The organism is Streptomyces sp. NBC_00016 (genome assembly GCF_045040885.1).
GTDB lineage: Bacteria > Actinomycetota > Actinomycetes > Streptomycetales > Streptomycetaceae > Streptomyces > Streptomyces coriariae.
Genome location: NZ_CP108304.1, coordinates 7,215,658 through 7,232,526, shown reverse-complemented (window position 1 = coordinate 7,232,526; position 16,869 = coordinate 7,215,658). Strand labels below are relative to the sequence as shown.

The window sequence follows — 16,869 nt, the reverse complement described above, 5'->3', positions numbered from 1 at the left end:
GGCGAACCGTCACCCGGGGTTCACGTGAGACGCGTCCTATCTTCGAAAGATGCCCCGGCCGCCTGTCCGGAAGCGCCCTATTTCCCCAGTCGGTTGGCGGTGTGGACGGCGCGCAGGACCGCCGCCGCCTTGTTGCGGCACTCCTGGTCCTCGGCGACCGGGTCGGAGTCGGCGACGATGCCCGCGCCGGCCTGGACGTAGGCGGTGCCGTCGCGCAGGAGGGCCGTACGGATGGCGATGGCGGTGTCGGAGTCGCCGGCGAAGTCCAGGTAGCCCACGCAGCCGCCGTACAGGCCGCGCCGGGACGGCTCCAGTTCGTCGATGATCTGCATGGCGCGCGGCTTGGGGGCGCCGGAGAGGGTGCCGGCGGGGAAGCAGGCGGTGAGGACGTCGAAGGCGGTGCGGCCCGCCGCGACCTTCCCGGTGACGGTCGAGACGATGTGCATCACGTGCGAGTACCGCTCGACGGACATGAAGTCGACGACCTCGACCGAGCCCGGTTCGCAGACCCGGCCCAGGTCGTTGCGGCCGAGGTCGACGAGCATGAGGTGCTCGGCGCGTTCCTTGGGGTCGGCGAGCAGTTCGTCGGCGAGGGCCTGGTCCTCCTGCGGGGTGGCCCCGCGGTGCCGGGTGCCGGCGATGGGGTGGACCATGGCGTGCCCGTCCTCGACCTTGACGAGGGCTTCCGGGGAGGAGCCCACGACGTCGAAACCGTCGAAGCGGAACAGGTACATGTACGGGGAGGGGTTCGTCGCCCGCAGCACCCGGTAGACGTCCAGCGCGCTCGCCGTGCACGGCGTCTCGAAGCGCTGGGAGGGGACGACCTGGAAGGCCTCGCCCGCGCGGATGCGCTCCTTGATGTCCTCGACGGCCCGCTGGAAGTCGGGGCCGCCCCACAGGGCGCTGTACTCGGGGAGTTCGGAGGGCGGGAGGACGGCCGGGGGCTGGGCGACCGGGCGGGAGAGGTCGGCCTCCATGGCGTCCAGCCGGGCCACCGCGTCCGTGTAGGCCTCGTCGACGCCCGTGTCGAGGTCGTTGTGGTTGATCGCGTTGGCGATCAGCAGGACCGAGCCCTCCCAGTGGTCCATGACGGCGAGGTCGCTGGTCAGGAGCATGGTCAGCTCGGGCAGCCGCAGGTCGTCGCGGTCGCCGGGGCCGATCTTCTCCAGGCGGCGCACGATGTCGTAGCCGAGGTAGCCGACCATGCCGCCGGTGAAGGGCGGCAGGCCCTCCTCGTGGGGGGTGTGGAGGGTCTCGATGGTGGCGCGCAGGGCGGCGAGCGGGTCGCCGTCCACCGGGACGCCGACGGGCGGGGTGCCGAGCCAGTGGGCCCGGCCGTCGCGCGCGGTGAGGGTCGCGGCGCTGCGGACGCCGACGAAGGAGTACCGGGACCACGAGCGGCCGTTCTCCGCGGACTCCAGGAGGAAGGTTCCGGTGCGCTCGGCGGCGAGCTTGCGGTAGAGCGCGACCGGGGTGTCGCCGTCGGCGAGGAGCTTGCGGGTGACCGCAATGACGCGGCGGTCGGTGGCCAGCTTGCGGAACGTCTCGAGGTCCATGGCGGCTGACCTTACTGATCCGTGGCGGTTACGCCCGAATCGGCGTTCTCGACCAGCACGTCGGCGTCGAAGCAGGTGCGCGCCCCGGTGTGGCAGGCGGCGCCGACCTGGTCGACCTTGACGAGCACCGTGTCGGCGTCGCAGTCGAGGGCCACGGACCTGACCCACTGGAAGTGGCCGGAGGTGTCGCCCTTGACCCAGTACTCCCGGCGGCTGCGCGACCAGTAGGTGCAGCGGCCGGTGGTGAGCGTGCGGTGCAGCGCCTCGTCGTCCATCCAGCCGAGCATGAGCACCTCACCGGTGTCGTACTGCTGGGCGATGGCGGGGACGAGCCCGTCGGCGCTGCGCTTGAGGCGCGCGGCGATCCGGGGGTCGAGATTGCTGGGCGGGGGCGTGCTGGTCATGTCTGCCATTGTGCCGCGCGCCACTGACAGTGACGGGTCGCGTCCACTGGATGGGAAGGAGCGGCGCGAAGCGACTCGGTGAGGGGTGGTGGTCGGGCGACGGGTGGGCGGACCCTCCGCGCAGTCGTAGGCTGACGGCATGTCGACTTTCGCCAAGCGTGAACGACTTCTCCTCGCCGACCTCCTGGAAACGGCGGGCCCCGAGGCCCCGACCCTCTGCGAGGGCTGGCAGACCCGGGATCTGGCGGCGCACGTGGTGGTGCGCGAGCGCCGCCCGGACGCCGCCGGGGGCATTTTGATCAAGCAGCTCGCGTCCCGCCTGGACAAGGTGATGGAGGAGTTCGCCGCCAAGCCGTACGAGGAGCTGATCCAGCTGATCCGCACGGGTCCGCCGCGCTTCTCGCCCTTCCAGCTCAAGCAGCTCGACGAGGCGTCCAACACGATCGAGTTCTACGTCCACACCGAGGACGTCCGCCGGGCCCGGCCGGACTGGACGCCGCGCGCGCTCGACCCGGTCTTCCAGGACGCCCTGTGGACCCGACTGGAGCGCACCGCCCGCCTGATGGGCCGCGGCACCCCGACCGGTCTGGTGCTGCGGCGCCCGGACGGCCGTACCGCGGTCGCCAACCGGGGCACGCCGGTCGTGACGGCCACCGGGGAGCCGTCGGAGCTGCTGCTGTTCCTGTACGGCCGGCAGAGCGCCGCGGAGGTGGAACTGGAGGGCGAGAAGGAAGCGATCACCAGGCTGCACGGCGGAAAGCAGCTCGGAATCTGAGAGGCCGTACATGATCAAGGTCGCCATGACGAGCGTGTACGTCGACGACGTCGCGAAGGCCCACGCGTTCTACACCGAGGTCCTGGGGTTCGAGACGCGTCTGCACATGGATCTGGGCGAAGGCACGCTGTTCGTCACCGTGGGCGCGGCGGAAGGGGCCCAGCGGGATCTCCAGTTGCTGCTGGAGCCCGGCCACGGCCCCATCGCGGAGCCGTACCGGGCGGCCCTGCGGGAGGCGGGGCTGCCGTGCATCGTCTTCTCGGTCGACGACCTCGATGCGGAGTACGAGCGGCTGCGGAGGCTGGGTGTGCGTTTCACCCATCCCCCGCAGGACCAGGGCCCGGTCGTCGCGGCCGTCCTGGACGACACGGTGGGCAACTTCGTGCAGCTGACCCAGCCGAAGGGGTGAGGGGATCAGCGGGGCAGTTCGGCACGGCGCAGGTGCCCGAAGCACAGGATCACCACGCCTCCGAGCCCGCAGACCACCGCGCTGACGACGAAGACCGGGCCGGTGCCCCAGGCGCCGATGGCCGCGGCGGACAACGGCATGCCGAGGGGAGCGAGTCCGAGGCTGACCAGACTCGCGACGGCAGTGACGCGGCCCAGGTAGGCGGGGTCCGACTGGGTCTGGAGCAAGGCCGCGCACAGGGCTCCGCTGAGTCCGGCGAGCAGCCCGACGAGTACGGCGGTGCCGACAGCCGCGGCGACGCCCGGCGCGTGGGCGAGGGCGCCGATCGCGACGGAGCCCGCGAGGATCGCGTACGCCGCGACCTGCCCGGCGTGCGGCAGGCGCCCGCGCACGGCCAGCAGCAGGGAGGCGACACCCGCGCCGGTGCCGAACCCGGCGAGGGTCCAGCCCATCCCTGAGGCGCCCCAGCCGCGTTCGTCGGCGAGCAGGGCAAGGCCCACGTTGAGCGGTCCGACGAAGCCGAGGTCTCCGAGCGCGATGGCCAGCATCAGCGGGGCGAGAACACGGTGACCTCGGATGTAGCGCAGACCGCCCACCAGATCCCGCCAGGCGGTACCGCCGCGGGCCTCCGCCGACCCGCCGGACGGATTCCGGGACCCGACGGCCACGGGCTGCTCCTCGGCGGACGGTCCGCGCGGATCAACAGCCTCCGCCCGGTCGCCGGCCGACGACTCCCGCACTCCGACACCACCCACCCTGCCACCGGGCAGCTCCCCCGTCCCGACGGCCCCCGCCCTGTCGTCCGCCGGCAGCTCACGTATGCGCACGGACATCAGCAGCGGTATCGACACGGCGATCAGCAGCGCGGCCAGCCCGAAGGCGGTCGCCGTACCGCCCAGTGCCACACCGAGACCGCCGAGCGGGCCTCCGACGACACTCGCCAACCGGGCCCCGAGGCCCCGCATGCCCTGCACGCGCGCAAGTTGGCCCCGGCTGGTCACGCGCGCGGGGAGGGCGCCCACGGCCGGTATGAACACGGCGTCGACCGTGCCGAAGACCACGGCGAGCGCCGCCAGCGGCCACAGCCCGGGGTCGGTGGCGAAGAACAGGACGGCCACGGTGAGGGCGGCCGCGCAGCGCGTGACGTCACTGCCGATGACCACCCGGCGCGGCCCGAACCGGTCGGCGATCACTCCCCCGCCCAGCATCAGCAGCGCCCGCGGCACGGCACTCACCGTCATCACCAGGCCCGCCTGTGCGGGGGAACCGGCTCGTACGGCCGCCCAGGACAGCGCGAGGTAGTAGACGTTGTCGCCGATCATCGAGGCCGTGTAGGCGGCGAGCCAGCGCAGAACGTCACCGTCGCGGTGGGCGGGGCGCTCGGCGTCGGCCCGTGCAGGTGCGACGGACGCGGTGGTGGTCACGGAGGTGGCCTTCCTCAGGTGCGGAACGGGAATCCGTACACGTGCAGCGCGACGTTCTCCCGCCCCTCGGTGTCGCCCGCGGCGTCGGCGGCCCGGCCCTTCTCGTCGTACTTCTTGGCGAGAGCCAGCAACTCCTCGCCCAGTTCGGCCAGTTCGGACGCGGTCAGGCGCAGGAGGGACTCGTTGTCGGGGGCGGCGGCGTTCCACTCGGGTCGCCAGGTGGGCCGCTCGTCGAGGTACCGGCGGTACATGTCGGCCCGCTGCTCGTGGAAGAGCCGGGTGGCCGCCAGGTGCGCCGCCGCGCGCTCAGGTGCGTCCCGGAAGTCCTTGTCGCGGATGCTCACACCGTCCGACGAAGGCTGCCACCAGCGTTCCCGGCCGTCCGCGCTCTGCGTCCCGGCCTCCTCGATGAGACCGTGCTCGGCGAGTTTTCGCAGGTGGTAGCTGACCAGGGACACGGCCTCGTCCACCTGGTCGGCCAGCTGCGAGGCGGTGGCCTTACGGGCCACGCACAGTCCCCGGTACAGCTGCATGCGCAACGGGTGGGCCAAGGCCTTCAGCGTTCCCAGGTCCGTGATGGGCCGGTTCTCTTCGCGAGCCATGCCTCCAGCGTAGATACAAAAGAAAAGTTGCGCAATAAATTTTGCGCAACTTTCCTTTCGTAACTCGCGAAGCGAGAGCCCCGGTACCCCCTCGGGTGACCGGGGCTCACTCCCAAGTCGGCGGCGTCACCTCACCGGGTGACCCGCCCCCCGCAGCGCGTCCTTGACCTGGCCGATCCGCAGGTCGCCGAAGTGGAACACCGACGCGGCGAGCACCGCGTCCGCGCCCGCCTCGACGGCCGGCGGGAAGTCGGCGAGCTTGCCGGCGCCGCCGGAGGCGATCACCGGGACCGTCACGTGCTTGCGCACCGCGGCGATCATCTCCAGGTCGTAGCCGTCCTTCGTGCCGTCCGCGTCCATCGAGTTGAGCAGGATCTCGCCCGCGCCCAGCTCGGCCGCGCGGTGCGCCCATTCGATGGCGTCGATGCCGGTGCCCCGGCGGCCGCCGTGCGTCGTCACCTCGAAGGTCCCCGCGGGGGTCCGCCGGGCGTCCACCGACAGCACCAGCACCTGGCTGCCGAACCGCTCGGCGATCTCCTTGATCAGTTCCGGGCGGGCGATGGCGGCCGTGTTGACGCCCACCTTGTCGGCGCCGGCCCGCAGCAGCTTGTCGACGTCCTCGGGGGTGCGTACCCCGCCGCCCACCGTCAGCGGGATGAACACCTGCTCGGCGGTGCGGCGCACCACGTCGTAGGTCGTCTCGCGGTTGCCCGACGAGGCGGTGATGTCCAGGAACGTCAGCTCGTCGGCGCCCTCGGCGTCGTACACCTTGGCCATCTCGACGGGGTCGCCCGCGTCGCGCAGGTTCTGGAAGTTGACGCCCTTGACGACCCGGCCGTTGTCCACGTCCAGGCAGGGGATGACTCGTACGGCCAGGGTCATGCCGAGGACCCTCCTCGATAGGCCTCCACCTCGACCTCGACGACCAGGCTGGGGTCCACGAGGCCGGAGACGATGAGCATGGAGGCGGCGGGCCGGACGGTCTCGAACAGCTCCTTGTGGGCGCGTCCGACGTCGTCCACGTCCCGCGCGTGGGTGAGGTACATGCGCGTGCGCACGACGTCGTCGCGCCCGAGGCCCAGCTGCTCCAGCGCCGCGAAGGCGACACCGAAGGCGTTGACCGTCTGCTCGTAGGGACCGCCGCCGGCGATCTCGCCGTCCACGATCGAGGTGCACCCGGAGACCAGCACCAGGCCGTTCGGCAGCTCCACCGCGCGGGAGTACCCGAAGGTCTCCTCCCAGGGCGCGCCGGTCGTGATGCGTCGTACCTCGCTCACCGGGCGACCGCCTCCAGGGCCTCTTCCAGGGTGAACGCCTTGGCGTACAGGGCCTTGCCGACGATGGAGCCCTCGACGCCGAGGGGCACCAGCTCGGCGATGGCCCGCAGGTCGTCGAGGGAGGACACGCCGCCCGAGGCCACGACCGGCCGGTCCGTCACGGCGCACACGTTCTTCAGGAGTTCCAGGTTCGGGCCCTGGAGCGTGCCGTCCTTGGCGATGTCGGTGACGACGTAGCGCGCGCAGCCCTCCTTGTCGAGACGCGCCAGCGTCTCGTAGAGGTCGCCGCCGTCGCGGGTCCAGCCGCGGCCGCGCAGGGTCGTGCCCCGTACGTCCAGGCCGACCGCGATCTTGTCGCCGTGCTCGGCGATGACCTTGGCGACCCACTCGGGGGTCTCCAGGGCGGCCGTGCCCAGGTTGACCCGGGTGCAGCCGGTGGCCAGGGCGGCGGCGAGGGTGTCGTCGTCGCGGATGCCGCCGGACAGCTCCACCTTGATGTCCATCGCGCCGGCGACCTCGGCGATCAGCGCGCGGTTGTCGCCGGTGCCGAACGCGGCGTCCAGGTCGACCAGGTGCAGCCACTCGGCGCCCGAGCGCTGCCAGGCGAGGGCGGCCTCGAGCGGGGAGCCGTAGGAGGTCTCGGTGCCCGACTCGCCGTGCACGAGGCGGACGGCCTGGCCGTCGCGGACGTCGACGGCGGGGAGGAGTTCGAGCTTGCTCACAGTGTTCCGATCCAGTTGGTGAGGAGCTGGGCTCCGGCGTCGCCGGACTTCTCGGGGTGGAACTGCGTGGCCCACAGGGCGCCGTTCTCCACGGCGGCCACGAACGGCTTGCCGTGCGTCGACCAGGTCACCTTCGGCGCCCGCAGCAGCGGGTTGTGCACGTCGAGGGACCAGTCCTGCACGGCGTAGGAGTGCACGAAGTAGAAGCGCGCGTCCGCGTCCAGTCCGGCGAACAGCTCGGAGTCGGCCGGGGCGTCGACGGTGTTCCAGCCCATGTGGGGCACGATCTCGGCCTGGAGCGGCTCGACCGCGCCGGGCCACTCGTCGAGGCCCTCGGTCTCCACGCCGTGCTCGATGCCTCGCGCGAACAGGATCTGCATGCCGACGCAGATGCCCATCACGGGGCGCCCGCCGGACAGCCTGCGGCCGATGATCCAGTCGCCGCGGGCCTCCTTCAGGCCTCGCATGCAGGCGGCGAAGGCACCGACGCCCGGCACCAGCAGCCCGTCGGCGTTCATGGCCGTGTCGAAGTCACGCGTGATCTCGACGTCGGCCCCGGTGCGCGCGAGGGCCCGCTCGGCGGAGCGGACGTTGCCGAAGCCGTAGTCGAAGACGACGACCTTCTTCGGGCTCTTCGAGCTGTTCGGGACGGTGCTCAATTCCACACCTCCAGCCGCACTACGCCGGCGACGAGGCACATCGCGGCGCCGATCGAGAGCAGCACGATCAGGCTCTTCGGCATCTGCTGCTTGACGAAGGAGTAGATGCCGCCGACCAGGAAGAGGCCGACGACGATCAGGATGGTCGACAGTCCGCTCATGGTTCTACAGGGCGCCCTTCGTGGAGGGGAGGATGCCGGCCGCGCGCGGGTCGCGCTCGGAGGCGTAGCGCAGGGCCCGGGCCAGCGCCTTGAACTGGCACTCCACGATGTGGTGCGCGTTGCGCCCGTAGGGCACGTGCACGTGCAGCGCGATCTGCGCCTGCGCGACGAAGGACTCCAGGATGTGCCGGGTCATCGTGGTGTCGTACTCGCCGATCATCGGCGCCATCTTCTCGGGCTCGGTGTGCACGAGGTAGGGACGGCCGGAGAGGTCGACGGTGACCTGGGCGAGGGACTCGTCCAGCGGGACCGTGCAGTTGCCGAACCGGTAGATGCCCACCTTGTCGCCGAGGGCCTGCTTGAAGGCGGCGCCGAGCGCGAGGGCGGTGTCCTCGATGGTGTGGTGGGAGTCGATGTGCAGGTCGCCGTCGGTCTTCACGGTCAGGTCGAACAGACCGTGCCGGCCGAGCTGGTCGAGCATGTGGTCGTAGAAGCCGACGCCGGTGGCCACGTCGACCTTGCCGGTGCCGTCGAGGTCGATCTCGACGAGGACCGACGTCTCCTTCGTCGTGCGCTCTACACGTCCTACGCGGCTCATGGCCTCTGCTCCTTCTTCACATCACGGACCGCGTCGAGGAACGCGTCGTTCTCTTCGGGGGTTCCGGCGGTGACCCGCAGCCAGCCGGGTACGCCGTTGTCCCGGACCAGGACGCCCCGGTCGAGGATCTGCTGCCAGACCGCGTGGGCGTCCTCGAAGCGCCCGAACTGCACGAAGTTGGCGTCGGACGCCGTGACCTCGTAGCCGATCGCGAGCAGCTCGGTGACCAGCCGGTCGCGCTCCGACTTGAGCTGCTCGACGTACTTCAGCAGCGTGTCGGTGTGTTCCAGGGCGGCCAGCGCGGTCGCCTGGGTGACGGCCGACAGGTGGTACGGCAGCCGGACGAGCTGGACGGCGTCCACGACCGCGGGGTGCGCGGCGAGGTAGCCGAGGCGCAGGCCGGCCGCGCCGAAGGCCTTCGACATGGTGCGCGAGACGACGAGATTCGGCCGACCTTCGAGCAGCGGCAGCAGTGAGTCGCCGTGGCTGAACTCGATGTACGCCTCGTCCACGACCACCATCGACGGCTTGGCGCGCTGCGCGGCCTCGTACAGCGCGAGGACCGTCTCGGCCGGGACCGCGGTGCCGGTGGGGTTGTTGGGGGTGGTGATGAAGACGACGTCGGGCCGGCGCTCGGCGACGGCCTGCTCGGCGGCCGCCAGGTCGATGGTGAAGTCCTCGTTGCGGGGACCCGAGATCCAGCCGGTTCCCGTGCCGCGCGCGATGAGCCCGTGCATCGAGTACGACGGCTCGAAACCGATCGCGGTGCGGCCCGGTCCGCCGAAGGTCTGGAGCAGCTGCTGGATGACCTCGTTGGAGCCGTTGGCGGCCCACACGTTCACCGGGCCGACCTCGTGTCCGGAGGTGTCCGTCAGGTACTGCGCGAGCCGCGTGCGCAGCTCCACGGCGTCCCGGTCCGGGTAGCGGTTGAGGTTGCGGGCCGCCTCGCGCACCCGCTCCGCGATCCGCTCGACGAGCGCCTCGGGCAGCGGGTAGGGGTTCTCGTTGGTGTTCAGCCGTACGGGGACGTCCAACTGGGGCGCGCCGTAGGGGGACTTGCCGCGCAGCTCGTCCCGTACGGGGAGATCGTCGATTCCGAAGCTCACTTGCTCGCCGGTACCTTCCAGTCGAACCGCGCCTTGATCGCCGCGCCGTGCGCGGGCAGGTCCTCCGCCTCCGCCAGCGTCACCACGTGCTGCGCGACCTCGGCCAGCGCGTCCCGCGTGTAGTCGACGATGTGGATGCCCCGCAGGAAGGACTGCACGGACAGCCCGGAGGAGTGGCAGGCGCAGCCGCCCGTCGGCAGGACGTGGTTGGACCCGGCCGCGTAGTCGCCCAGGGACACCGGCGCCCAGGGGCCGACGAAGATCGCGCCCGCGTTCTTCACCCGGTCGGCCACGGCGGCCGCGTCGGCCGTCTGGATCTCCAGGTGCTCGGCGCCGTACGCGTCGACCACCCGCAGGCCCTCGTCGACGCCGTCGACCAGCACGATCGCGGACTGCCGGCCGGCGAGCGCCGGGACGATCCGGTCCTCGATGTGCTTGGTGGCCGCGACCTGCGGCTCCAGTTCCTTCGCGACCGCGTCCGCCAGCTCGACGGAGTCGGTGACCAGGACGGCGGCCGCGAGCGGATCGTGCTCGGCCTGGCTGATGAGGTCGGCGGCGATGTGCACCGGGTCGGCGCTGTCGTCGGCGAGGACCGCGATCTCGGTCGGGCCGGCCTCCGCGTCGATGCCGATCTTGCCGGCGAAGTAGCGCTTGGCGGCGGCGACCCAGATGTTGCCGGGGCCGGTGACCATGTTGGCGGGCGGGCAGGACTCGGTGCCGTACGCGAACATCGCGACGGCCGTGGCGCCGCCGGCCGCGTACACCTCGTCGACGCCGAGGAGGGCGCAGGCCGCGAGGATCGTCGGGTGCGGCAGGCCTCCGAACTCGGACTGGGCCGGGGAGGCGAGCGCGATGGATCCGACGCCGGCCTCCTGCGCCGGCACGACGTTCATGACGACGGAGGACGGGTAGACCGACCGGCCGCCGGGCGCGTACAGCCCGACCCGCTCGACCGGCACCCACTTCTCGGTCACCGACCCACCGGGCACGACCTGGGTCGTGTGCGTCGTACGGCGCTGCTCGCGGTGGACGAGACGGGCGCGGCGGATGGACTCCTCCAGGGCCGCGCGGACGGCCGGGTCGAGCCGCTCGAGCGCGTCGGCGATCGCCGCTGCCGGCACGCGTACGGATTCCAGCCGCACCCCGTCGAACTTCTCGGCGAAGTCGATCAGCGCCGCGTCGCCCCGATGATGCACGGCCTCGCAGATCGGACGCACCTTCTCGAGGGCGGCCGAGACGTCGAAGTCGGCTCGGGGCAGCAGGTCGCGCAGGGCGGGTCCCTCGGGGAGGGCGTCGCCGCGCAGATCGATTCGGGAGATCACGCCGTCAATTCTCTCAGACCGGGATCGGGCGTCGTCCGCGCGTATCAATGGCTGATACAGAACGTGGCCGGAATCCGGAAGATCGGCTTCGGGTCTAGCGTTCGGGGGTCGCCCACCGGGCATGAACAGCTGTGCGAAAACCGTGAGTGACGAAGGGGGTGAAGAGGGTGACCGAGGGGGCGGACAGCCGCGCGGGAGGCGATCCGGGCGATCTGCCGGACGACCTGACCGCCGCCGAGGCCGGCATGTGGCAGGCCTTCCGCAACGGCAGCGTGTACGACCTGAGCAGCGGGGACACGGTCGTCGACGACCCGCACGGCGGCCACCCGTGGGGCGCGTCGCGGACCGTGCGGGCGCGGATCGTCGCCTGGCTGCTGCTGGACGGGCCGCCCGCGCTGGCCGGCCGGGTCGCCTCGCTGAAGCTGGTGGGCGTGCAGATCAGCGGCACCCTGGACCTCGCGGGCGGCACGGTGGTGCCGTACCTGGAGATGAAGCGCTGCCGGTTCGAGCGGGAGGTGCTGCTGCCGGAGGCCCGGTTCACCACCGTGCGGATGGTGGACTGCTCGGTGCCGCGGCTCGAGGCCGCCCGGGTGCACACCGAGGGCGATCTGCACCTCCCCCGCTGCCGCTTCCACAACGGCGTCCGGCTCACCGACGCGCACATCGGCACGGACCTGCTGCTCAACCAGGCCATCGTCTACCGCGACCGCAGCGGCCGCTCGATCGCCGCCGACGGCCTGACGGTCGGCCAGGACCTCCAGGCCGAGCTGCTCGAATCGCACGGCGAGCTGAGCCTGCGCAGCGCCAAGATCGGCGTGTCGCTGAGCCTGCGCGGGGCGCGGCTGGCCAACCCGTACACCCGGCTCGCGCTGAACGCGCCCCAGCTGACGGTGGAGCGCTCGCTGTACCTGACCCCGGCCGGTGTCGGCGGCCAGGCGCTGAGCGGCACGACACCCGCGCGCGGGACCCGCATCCAGCGCTTCGAGTGCCGGGGCGGGGTGCGACTGGACGACGGGCGGTTCGGGGACGCAGTGGACCTGGAGCGGGCCCGGTTCGTGTTCACGGAGGACCAGGAGCTGTCGCTGCGCCGGGTGCAGACGCCCGAGCTGCGCTTCCTCGGGGAGCGGCCGCCGCGCGGCAAGGTGGTGCTGTCGGGCGCCCGGGTGATCAACCTGGTGGACCGGGCGAGCGCGTGGCCGGGCCCCGGCAGTGTGCACATGGGCGGCTTCGCGTACGAGAACCTGGTGCCGCAGGGCCCGTTCCCGCTGGCCGAGCGGCTGCGCTGGGTGGCCGCGGCGACCGCCGAGTACGCCCCGGAGCCGTACGAACGGCTGGCCACCGTGCTGCGGGCCGGCGGGGAGGACGAGGACGCCCGCGAGGTACTGCTGGCCAAGCAGCGGCGGCGCCGCGAGACGCTGCCGCCGGCCGCGAAGCTCTGGGGCTACGTCCAGGACTGGACGGTCGCCTACGGGTACCGGCCGGGCCGCGCGGCGGTGTGGATGGCGGTGCTGTGGGCGGCGAGCTCGCTGGCCTTCGCGCACGCCGCGCATCCGCCCGTCCACCGGGACGGGCACCCGCCCTGGAATCCCGCCCTCTTCGCCCTCGACCTGCTGCTGCCGGTCATCGACCTCGGGCAGGTCGGCGAGTGGCAGCTGCGCGGCGGCTGGCAGTGGCTGTCGTCGGCGCTGATCCTGCTCGGCTGGATCCTGGCGACGACGGTCGCGGCGGGGGCCACGCGACTGCTGCGCCGGGGATGACCGGTGGACAGCGGGCTCATGCCCCGTCGCCCACAGTCACCTTTTACCGCTCCTTGACCGTACGGTGTACAACTTTCGTGAAGGTGCCGGAACCCTCTGGCGCAATCTGAACCCGCGGCTTTTCAATGGGCCACACCATGGCTCTGCTGCCCCCGTTCATCCGCGCCTCCCGGGCATCCCGGACGGCACGGAACGCCGCCGCCCCCCACAGCGCCGCCGGGCTCCCCGCCGACGACGAGGTGCTCCTCGACGTGCCCGACGACCGACTCGGTCCCGCCCTGGTCGCCGCCGGACTGGGCGCCTACGCGCCCGCCGCCCGGCTCATGGCCCAGACCCGGGAACGCTCCGAGTGGGAGTACCGGGACCGGTACGCCACCCGGCTGGCGTCCTTCGCGCACTCCCGGTCGGAGTGGTTCGAGGAGTGGAGCGCCGCCGCCCCGCGCGACCCGGACGTACTGCTCGTCGCCGCCCAGCTCGCGGTGCACCGGGCCTGGCGCTCACCGGCCAGGGCCGAGCTGCTGCGCGAGGTGAGTCCGCTGATCACGGCCGCCGCGCAGAGCGACGTCCGCGACCCGGTGCCGTGGCGGATCGCCCTGGACCACGCGCGCGGCACCCGCGCCGGACACAAGTACTTCGGCGAACTGTGGTCGGCCGCGGTCCGCCGCGCCCCGCACCACTACGGCTGCCATGTCGCCGCCAAGCGCTATCTCGCCGAGTCGTGGCACGGCTCCCACGGGGAGTGCTTCGACTTCGCCGACCGTGCCGCGCAGGACGCGCCGGCCGGCTCCCTCGTCCAGGCGCTGCCGACGCGGGCCGCCTTCGCGTACCTGACCGACGGCTGCGGGCCCGAGGTACCGCGCGAGCGACTGGACGCGGCGGCCGACCGCGCCATCGCGCTCTCCGCCCGTTTCCCCTCCGTCGACCCGTGGCCGGCCGAGATCCGCAATGTGCTGACGTACGTCCTGGTCCGCCTGGACCGCCACGACGACGCCCTCGCGCAACTGCGCCTGATCGGCCCCTACGCCACGTCCTTCCCCTGGGGCCGGCTGTCGGACGACCCGCTCGGCCACTTCCTGGCGGTACGCGAGGAAGTGCGCTCGGGACCGTCCGAGCGGCCCCCCTGGCGTCCAGGGATCGGGCACGGCGGACGAGCCCACTCCACGGACCACTAGGCTTCAGCGTCGTGACCACCGTCCGTCTGCCGCTCTTCCCCCTGAACTCGGCGTTGTTCCCGGGGCTCGTGCTCCCGCTCAACGTCTTCGAGGAGCGCTATCGCGCGATGATGCGCGACCTGTTGAAGACCCCCGAGGACGAATCACGCCGGTTCGCCGTCGTGGCCATCCGCGACGGCCATGAGGTGGCCCCCAGCTCCCACGGCCTGCCCGACCAGACCGCGCTGCCCGAGCGCGGCCCCGCGGCCGGCTTCGGCGACGCCCCGCTCAAGGCCTTCCACGACGTCGGCTGTGTGGCCGACGCGGCGACGATCCGCGAGCGCGCCGACGGCACCTTCGAGGTGCTGGCGACGGGCACGACCCGCGTGAAGCTGCTGTCGGTGGACGCCTCGGGCCCGTTCCTGACCGCCGAGCTCCAGGAACTGCCCGAGGACCCGGGCGACGAGGCGGGCGCCCTCGCGGAAGGCGTGCTGCGCGCCTTCCGCCAGTACCAGAAGCGCCTGGCGGGCGCCCGCGAGCGCTCACTGACCACCGGCGCGGATCTCCCGGACGACCCGTCGGTGGTGTCGTACCTGGTGGCGGCCGCGATGATGCTGGACACCCCGACCAAGCAGCGCCTGCTCCAGGCCCCCGACACGGCCTCCCGCCTGCGGGACGAGCTGAAACTGCTGCGCGCGGAGACGGCGATCATCCGCAGCCTGCCCTCGCTGCCCGCGTCGGACCTGACGCGCGGCCCGACCAGTCTCAACTGAAGGCCCGCATGGCGAAGAAGCCGAAGAAGCAGCAGTCCGCCGGCACGCCCGCGACGGTGGCCCTGACGGCGGCGGGAGTGGACTTCACCGTCCACGCCTACGACCACGACCCGAGCCACCCGTCCTACGGCGAGGAGGCCGCCGAGGCGATGGGCGTCTCCCCCGACCGGGTCTTCAAGACCCTGGTCGCGGACGTGGACGGCGCGCTGACGGTGGCCGTGGTCCCGGTGGCCGGCTCCCTGGACCTGAAGGCCCTGGCGTCGGCGGTGGGCGGAAAACGGGCGGCGATGGCCGACCCGACCCTCGCGGAACGCACCACGGGCTACGTCCGGGGCGGCATCTCCCCCCTGGGCCAGCGCAAGAAGCTCCCCACGGTCCTGGACGCCTCGGCCTCGACCCACCCCACGATCTGCGTCTCGGCGGGCCGCAGGGGCCTGGAGGTGGAACTCTCCCCGACAGACCTGGCCGGCCTCACGGGAGCGGTCCTGTCCGAGATCGCCCGCGCCTGAACAGCCCGTCCGGCGTCTGAGGACGAGGCCGTCCAGGCCGAAAGCGGGGGTCTGGGGGCGCAGCCCCCAGGGTCGGGACGGGAAGGGGCGGCGGGGGCGAGGAAAAGCCCCGCTAGCCCATCGGCGCCCCGTACCCGTCCTTGGGTGCACCCATGTGCGCCAGATACGGATCGGGATCCCGAGGCCCGAACAACGCCGTGAGCCCCAGATGCACCAGCGCCGCGGCGAACGACCACGCCAGCAACGCCCCCTTCGCGCCGAGCTTCAGCGGAGCGGAGAACGTGACCCCCTTGCCCGCCGACTGCGCATGCGCGATCACATCGGAGTCGGGCCCCAGCCACACCCCCAGCCGCCACGCCAGCAACGACCCGAGGAACCCCCCGACGGCGAGAGCGATCACCAGCGGCACTCCACCGCGCCGCCGCCACAGGAAGACGGCCGCGGCACTCACGGCCCCGCATGCCAGGGCCAGCAGCGTGAACGTTCCGTCCACGCCGATCGCCTGCTCCCCCTCGGTGTCCTTGAAGTAGACGACCCAGCTGTCGTCCACCAGGTCACCGACGAGCGGCACCTTGGGCGCCAGCCACACCCACAGCAGCCCCAGCAGCGCTCCGGCGAGCGCGACCGCCACCGTGATGACGGCGGCTTCGCGCAGTTCGGTCTTCATGCCGGGCCCGTCCTGTCCGTACGCGACGTCATGGGGCGCGGTGGCCACCCCCGCGTACCCGCCGGGCGGCGGAGGCCAGGCCGTGTGCGAGGAGGGTTCGTGCGGCGGCGGAGGCGGAGTCAGCGGTGCGGTCACTCTGACATCGTGCCAGGCGCGCCTGTGCCGCGCGTCACCGGACGGCGGCTCGGCGGTACGCCCAGGTGGCGACGGCCAGCGAAACGACGCCGACCCCGGCGCACACGGCGAGGTCGGCGAGGACGAACGCCCAGTCGGGACTCGCCCGGAAGGTCCGGGCGAACGCCTCGACCCCGTACGTCGACGGCAGCAGATCGCGGGCGAAGCGCACCGCCTCCGGCATCCGGTCCGGCGGCAGCACGCCCAGCAGCAGCGCCGCCGACATGCCGAGCTGCCCCAGCACGGTGGCCAGCTCCGGCCGCGGCGCGAGCAGCCCGAAGGCCGCGCCGAGTCCGGACAGGGCGGCGCCGGCCAGCGGGATCACGGCCGCGAGGATCCACAGATGGGTGAGCGGAAGCCCGAACAGCACGCATCCGAAGACCGCGGTCACCAGGGTTCCCGGCACGGTGAAGGACGCGTACGCACCCGCCGCCCCGAGCACCACGGCCGCGGGCGGCACCGGAAGGGTCGCGTAGTGGTCCAGCCCGCCGCTGGACCGCAGCTGTCCGAAGTACTGAGCGAGCAGGTTCAGCGCGACGAACGCGACGACGAGCACCGCGGAGCCCGCCACCACGGCCTCCGCCTCGCGGCCCCCGTCCACCACCCCCCGCATCATGATCAGGATGCCGACCGACTGGAAGGTCGCCACGAACAGCAGCGGGATGCGCGCCACCCGGGCCCGGGACAGCTGGGCCCGGTACACGGCCACCAGCGACGGCCACAGCCGCGCGCGGGGGGCCAGCTCGGCGGCGGCGCGGGGCACCGTCTGTGTGACGGCCCGGGCGCTTCCCGGCAGAACCTCGGCGGGTACGACACTCACGTG

Annotated in this window: 20 protein-coding genes; 6 read left to right on the top strand and 14 right to left on the bottom strand. The window is 72.4% G+C overall.

What is annotated here, in order from left to right; genetic code table 11:
• Window positions 1–77: 77 nt before the first annotated feature.
• Window positions 78–1,556 carry an anthranilate synthase component I gene (locus OG933_RS31910; RefSeq protein ID WP_362520244.1) on the bottom strand — a complete coding sequence of 493 codons (1,479 nt, stop codon included), beginning with the start codon at window positions 1,554–1,556 and terminating at the stop codon, window positions 78–80.
• Window positions 1,557–1,567: 11 nt separating this feature from the next.
• The gene (hisI, locus tag OG933_RS31905; protein ID WP_362267451.1) at window positions 1,568–1,960 is read right to left on the bottom strand and encodes a phosphoribosyl-AMP cyclohydrolase; all 393 of its coding nucleotides are present in this window, start codon (window positions 1,958–1,960) and stop codon (window positions 1,568–1,570) included.
• A 139-nt stretch (window positions 1,961–2,099) separates the two neighbouring features.
• On the opposite strand from hisI, the gene OG933_RS31900 reads away from it, so the two are divergent.
• Both OG933_RS31900 and OG933_RS31895 read left to right on the top strand, forming a co-directional pair.
• The gene (locus OG933_RS31900; protein WP_020129890.1) at window positions 2,100–2,735 is read left to right on the top strand and encodes a TIGR03085 family metal-binding protein; all 636 of its coding nucleotides are present in this window, start codon (window positions 2,100–2,102) and stop codon (window positions 2,733–2,735) included.
• A gap of 10 nt (window positions 2,736–2,745) precedes the next feature.
• A complete protein-coding gene (locus OG933_RS31895; protein WP_362520239.1) occupies window positions 2,746–3,144 on the top strand; it encodes a VOC family protein in 399 nt (132 codons plus the stop codon).
• A gap of 5 nt (window positions 3,145–3,149) precedes the next feature.
• Here OG933_RS31895 and OG933_RS31890 read toward each other — a convergent pair whose 3' ends face one another.
• The 10 genes from OG933_RS31890 to hisD all read right to left on the bottom strand — a co-directional run bounded on the left by OG933_RS31890 (window position 3,150) and on the right by hisD (window position 11,015).
• The gene (locus OG933_RS31890; RefSeq protein WP_362520236.1) at window positions 3,150–4,568 is read right to left on the bottom strand and encodes an MFS transporter; all 1,419 of its coding nucleotides are present in this window, start codon (window positions 4,566–4,568) and stop codon (window positions 3,150–3,152) included.
• Between the two features lie 14 nt (window positions 4,569–4,582).
• On the bottom strand, window positions 4,583–5,170 hold the full coding sequence (locus OG933_RS31885) for a helix-turn-helix domain-containing protein (RefSeq protein WP_362520233.1): 588 nt from the start codon (window positions 5,168–5,170) through the stop codon (window positions 4,583–4,585).
• A 126-nt stretch (window positions 5,171–5,296) separates the two neighbouring features.
• Complete coding sequence (hisF, locus tag OG933_RS31880; protein ID WP_362520230.1) at window positions 5,297–6,052, bottom strand: imidazole glycerol phosphate synthase subunit HisF; 756 nt, start codon at window positions 6,050–6,052, stop codon at window positions 5,297–5,299.
• Window positions 6,049–6,447, bottom strand: coding sequence for a RidA family protein (locus tag OG933_RS31875; RefSeq protein WP_314222595.1), 399 nt, complete (start codon window positions 6,445–6,447; stop codon window positions 6,049–6,051). The genes hisF and OG933_RS31875 overlap by 4 nt, the downstream gene beginning before the upstream one ends.
• Window positions 6,444–7,169 (bottom strand): bifunctional 1-(5-phosphoribosyl)-5-((5-phosphoribosylamino)methylideneamino)imidazole-4-carboxamide isomerase/phosphoribosylanthranilate isomerase PriA, encoded by a 726-nt coding sequence (priA, locus tag OG933_RS31870; protein ID WP_054242896.1) that lies wholly within the window; start codon window positions 7,167–7,169, stop codon window positions 6,444–6,446. The genes OG933_RS31875 and priA overlap by 4 nt, the downstream gene beginning before the upstream one ends.
• Window positions 7,166–7,828, bottom strand: a complete 663-nt coding sequence (gene hisH, locus OG933_RS31865) for an imidazole glycerol phosphate synthase subunit HisH (protein WP_362520223.1) — start codon at window positions 7,826–7,828, stop codon at window positions 7,166–7,168. The genes priA and hisH overlap by 4 nt, the downstream gene beginning before the upstream one ends.
• Window positions 7,825–7,989, bottom strand: a complete 165-nt coding sequence (locus OG933_RS31860; protein ID WP_020129896.1) for a hypothetical protein — start codon at window positions 7,987–7,989, stop codon at window positions 7,825–7,827. The genes hisH and OG933_RS31860 overlap by 4 nt, the downstream gene beginning before the upstream one ends.
• A 4-nt stretch (window positions 7,990–7,993) precedes the next feature.
• Entirely contained in the window at window positions 7,994–8,587 is a 594-nt protein-coding gene (hisB, locus tag OG933_RS31855; protein WP_020129897.1) for an imidazoleglycerol-phosphate dehydratase HisB, read from the bottom strand.
• On the bottom strand, window positions 8,584–9,693 hold the full coding sequence (locus OG933_RS31850) for a histidinol-phosphate transaminase (protein ID WP_405630270.1): 1,110 nt from the start codon (window positions 9,691–9,693) through the stop codon (window positions 8,584–8,586). Before OG933_RS31850 ends, hisB begins: the two co-directional genes overlap by 4 nt.
• On the bottom strand, window positions 9,690–11,015 hold the full coding sequence (hisD, locus tag OG933_RS31845) for a histidinol dehydrogenase (protein WP_362520217.1): 1,326 nt from the start codon (window positions 11,013–11,015) through the stop codon (window positions 9,690–9,692). Before hisD ends, OG933_RS31850 begins: the two co-directional genes overlap by 4 nt.
• Before the next feature lie 167 nt (window positions 11,016–11,182).
• On the opposite strand from hisD, the gene OG933_RS31840 reads away from it, so the two are divergent.
• From OG933_RS31840 to ybaK, 4 genes are all read left to right on the top strand, one after another.
• A complete protein-coding gene (locus OG933_RS31840) occupies window positions 11,183–12,772 on the top strand; it encodes an oxidoreductase (protein WP_362267466.1) in 1,590 nt (529 codons plus the stop codon).
• 125 nt (window positions 12,773–12,897) lie between these two features.
• Window positions 12,898–13,944, top strand: coding sequence for a hypothetical protein (locus tag OG933_RS31835; RefSeq protein ID WP_405630268.1), 1,047 nt, complete (start codon window positions 12,898–12,900; stop codon window positions 13,942–13,944).
• Window positions 13,945–13,955: 11 nt separating this feature from the next.
• Window positions 13,956–14,696: an LON peptidase substrate-binding domain-containing protein gene (locus OG933_RS31830; RefSeq protein ID WP_054242891.1), complete on the top strand. Its 741-nt coding sequence runs from the start codon at window positions 13,956–13,958 to the stop codon at window positions 14,694–14,696.
• Window positions 14,697–14,704: 8 nt separating this feature from the next.
• Entirely contained in the window at window positions 14,705–15,205 is a 501-nt protein-coding gene (ybaK, locus tag OG933_RS31825) for a Cys-tRNA(Pro) deacylase (protein ID WP_362520214.1), read from the top strand.
• Between the two features lie 112 nt (window positions 15,206–15,317).
• Here ybaK and OG933_RS31820 read toward each other — a convergent pair whose 3' ends face one another.
• Window positions 15,318–16,007, bottom strand: coding sequence for a DUF2567 domain-containing protein (locus OG933_RS31820; RefSeq protein ID WP_405630266.1), 690 nt, complete (start codon window positions 16,005–16,007; stop codon window positions 15,318–15,320).
• Window positions 16,008–16,041: 34 nt separating this feature from the next.
• On the bottom strand, window positions 16,042–16,866 hold the full coding sequence (locus OG933_RS31815; RefSeq protein ID WP_267020412.1) for an ABC transporter permease: 825 nt from the start codon (window positions 16,864–16,866) through the stop codon (window positions 16,042–16,044).
• Between the last annotated feature and the right edge of the window lie 3 nt (window positions 16,867–16,869).

Excerpts from the sequence above, each read along its gene's own strand:
- OG933_RS31910 (WP_362520244.1), bottom strand. The coding sequence starts at position 1,556 with ATGGACCTCGAGACGTTCCGCAAGCTGGCCACCGACCGCCGCGTCATT.
- hisI (WP_362267451.1), bottom strand. The coding sequence starts at position 1,960 with ATGACCAGCACGCCCCCGCCCAGCAATCTCGACCCCCGGATCGCCGCG.
- OG933_RS31900 (WP_020129890.1), top strand. The coding sequence starts at position 2,100 with ATGTCGACTTTCGCCAAGCGTGAACGACTTCTCCTCGCCGACCTCCTG.
- OG933_RS31895 (WP_362520239.1), top strand. The coding sequence starts at position 2,746 with ATGATCAAGGTCGCCATGACGAGCGTGTACGTCGACGACGTCGCGAAG.
- OG933_RS31885 (WP_362520233.1), bottom strand. The coding sequence starts at position 5,170 with ATGGCTCGCGAAGAGAACCGGCCCATCACGGACCTGGGAACGCTGAAG.
- hisF (WP_362520230.1), bottom strand. The coding sequence starts at position 6,052 with ATGACCCTGGCCGTACGAGTCATCCCCTGCCTGGACGTGGACAACGGC.
- OG933_RS31860 (WP_020129896.1), bottom strand. The coding sequence starts at position 7,989 with ATGAGCGGACTGTCGACCATCCTGATCGTCGTCGGCCTCTTCCTGGTC.
- hisB (WP_020129897.1), bottom strand. The coding sequence starts at position 8,587 with ATGAGCCGCGTAGGACGTGTAGAGCGCACGACGAAGGAGACGTCGGTC.
- OG933_RS31835 (WP_405630268.1), top strand. The coding sequence starts at position 12,898 with ATGGGCCACACCATGGCTCTGCTGCCCCCGTTCATCCGCGCCTCCCGG.
- ybaK (WP_362520214.1), top strand. The coding sequence starts at position 14,705 with ATGGCGAAGAAGCCGAAGAAGCAGCAGTCCGCCGGCACGCCCGCGACG.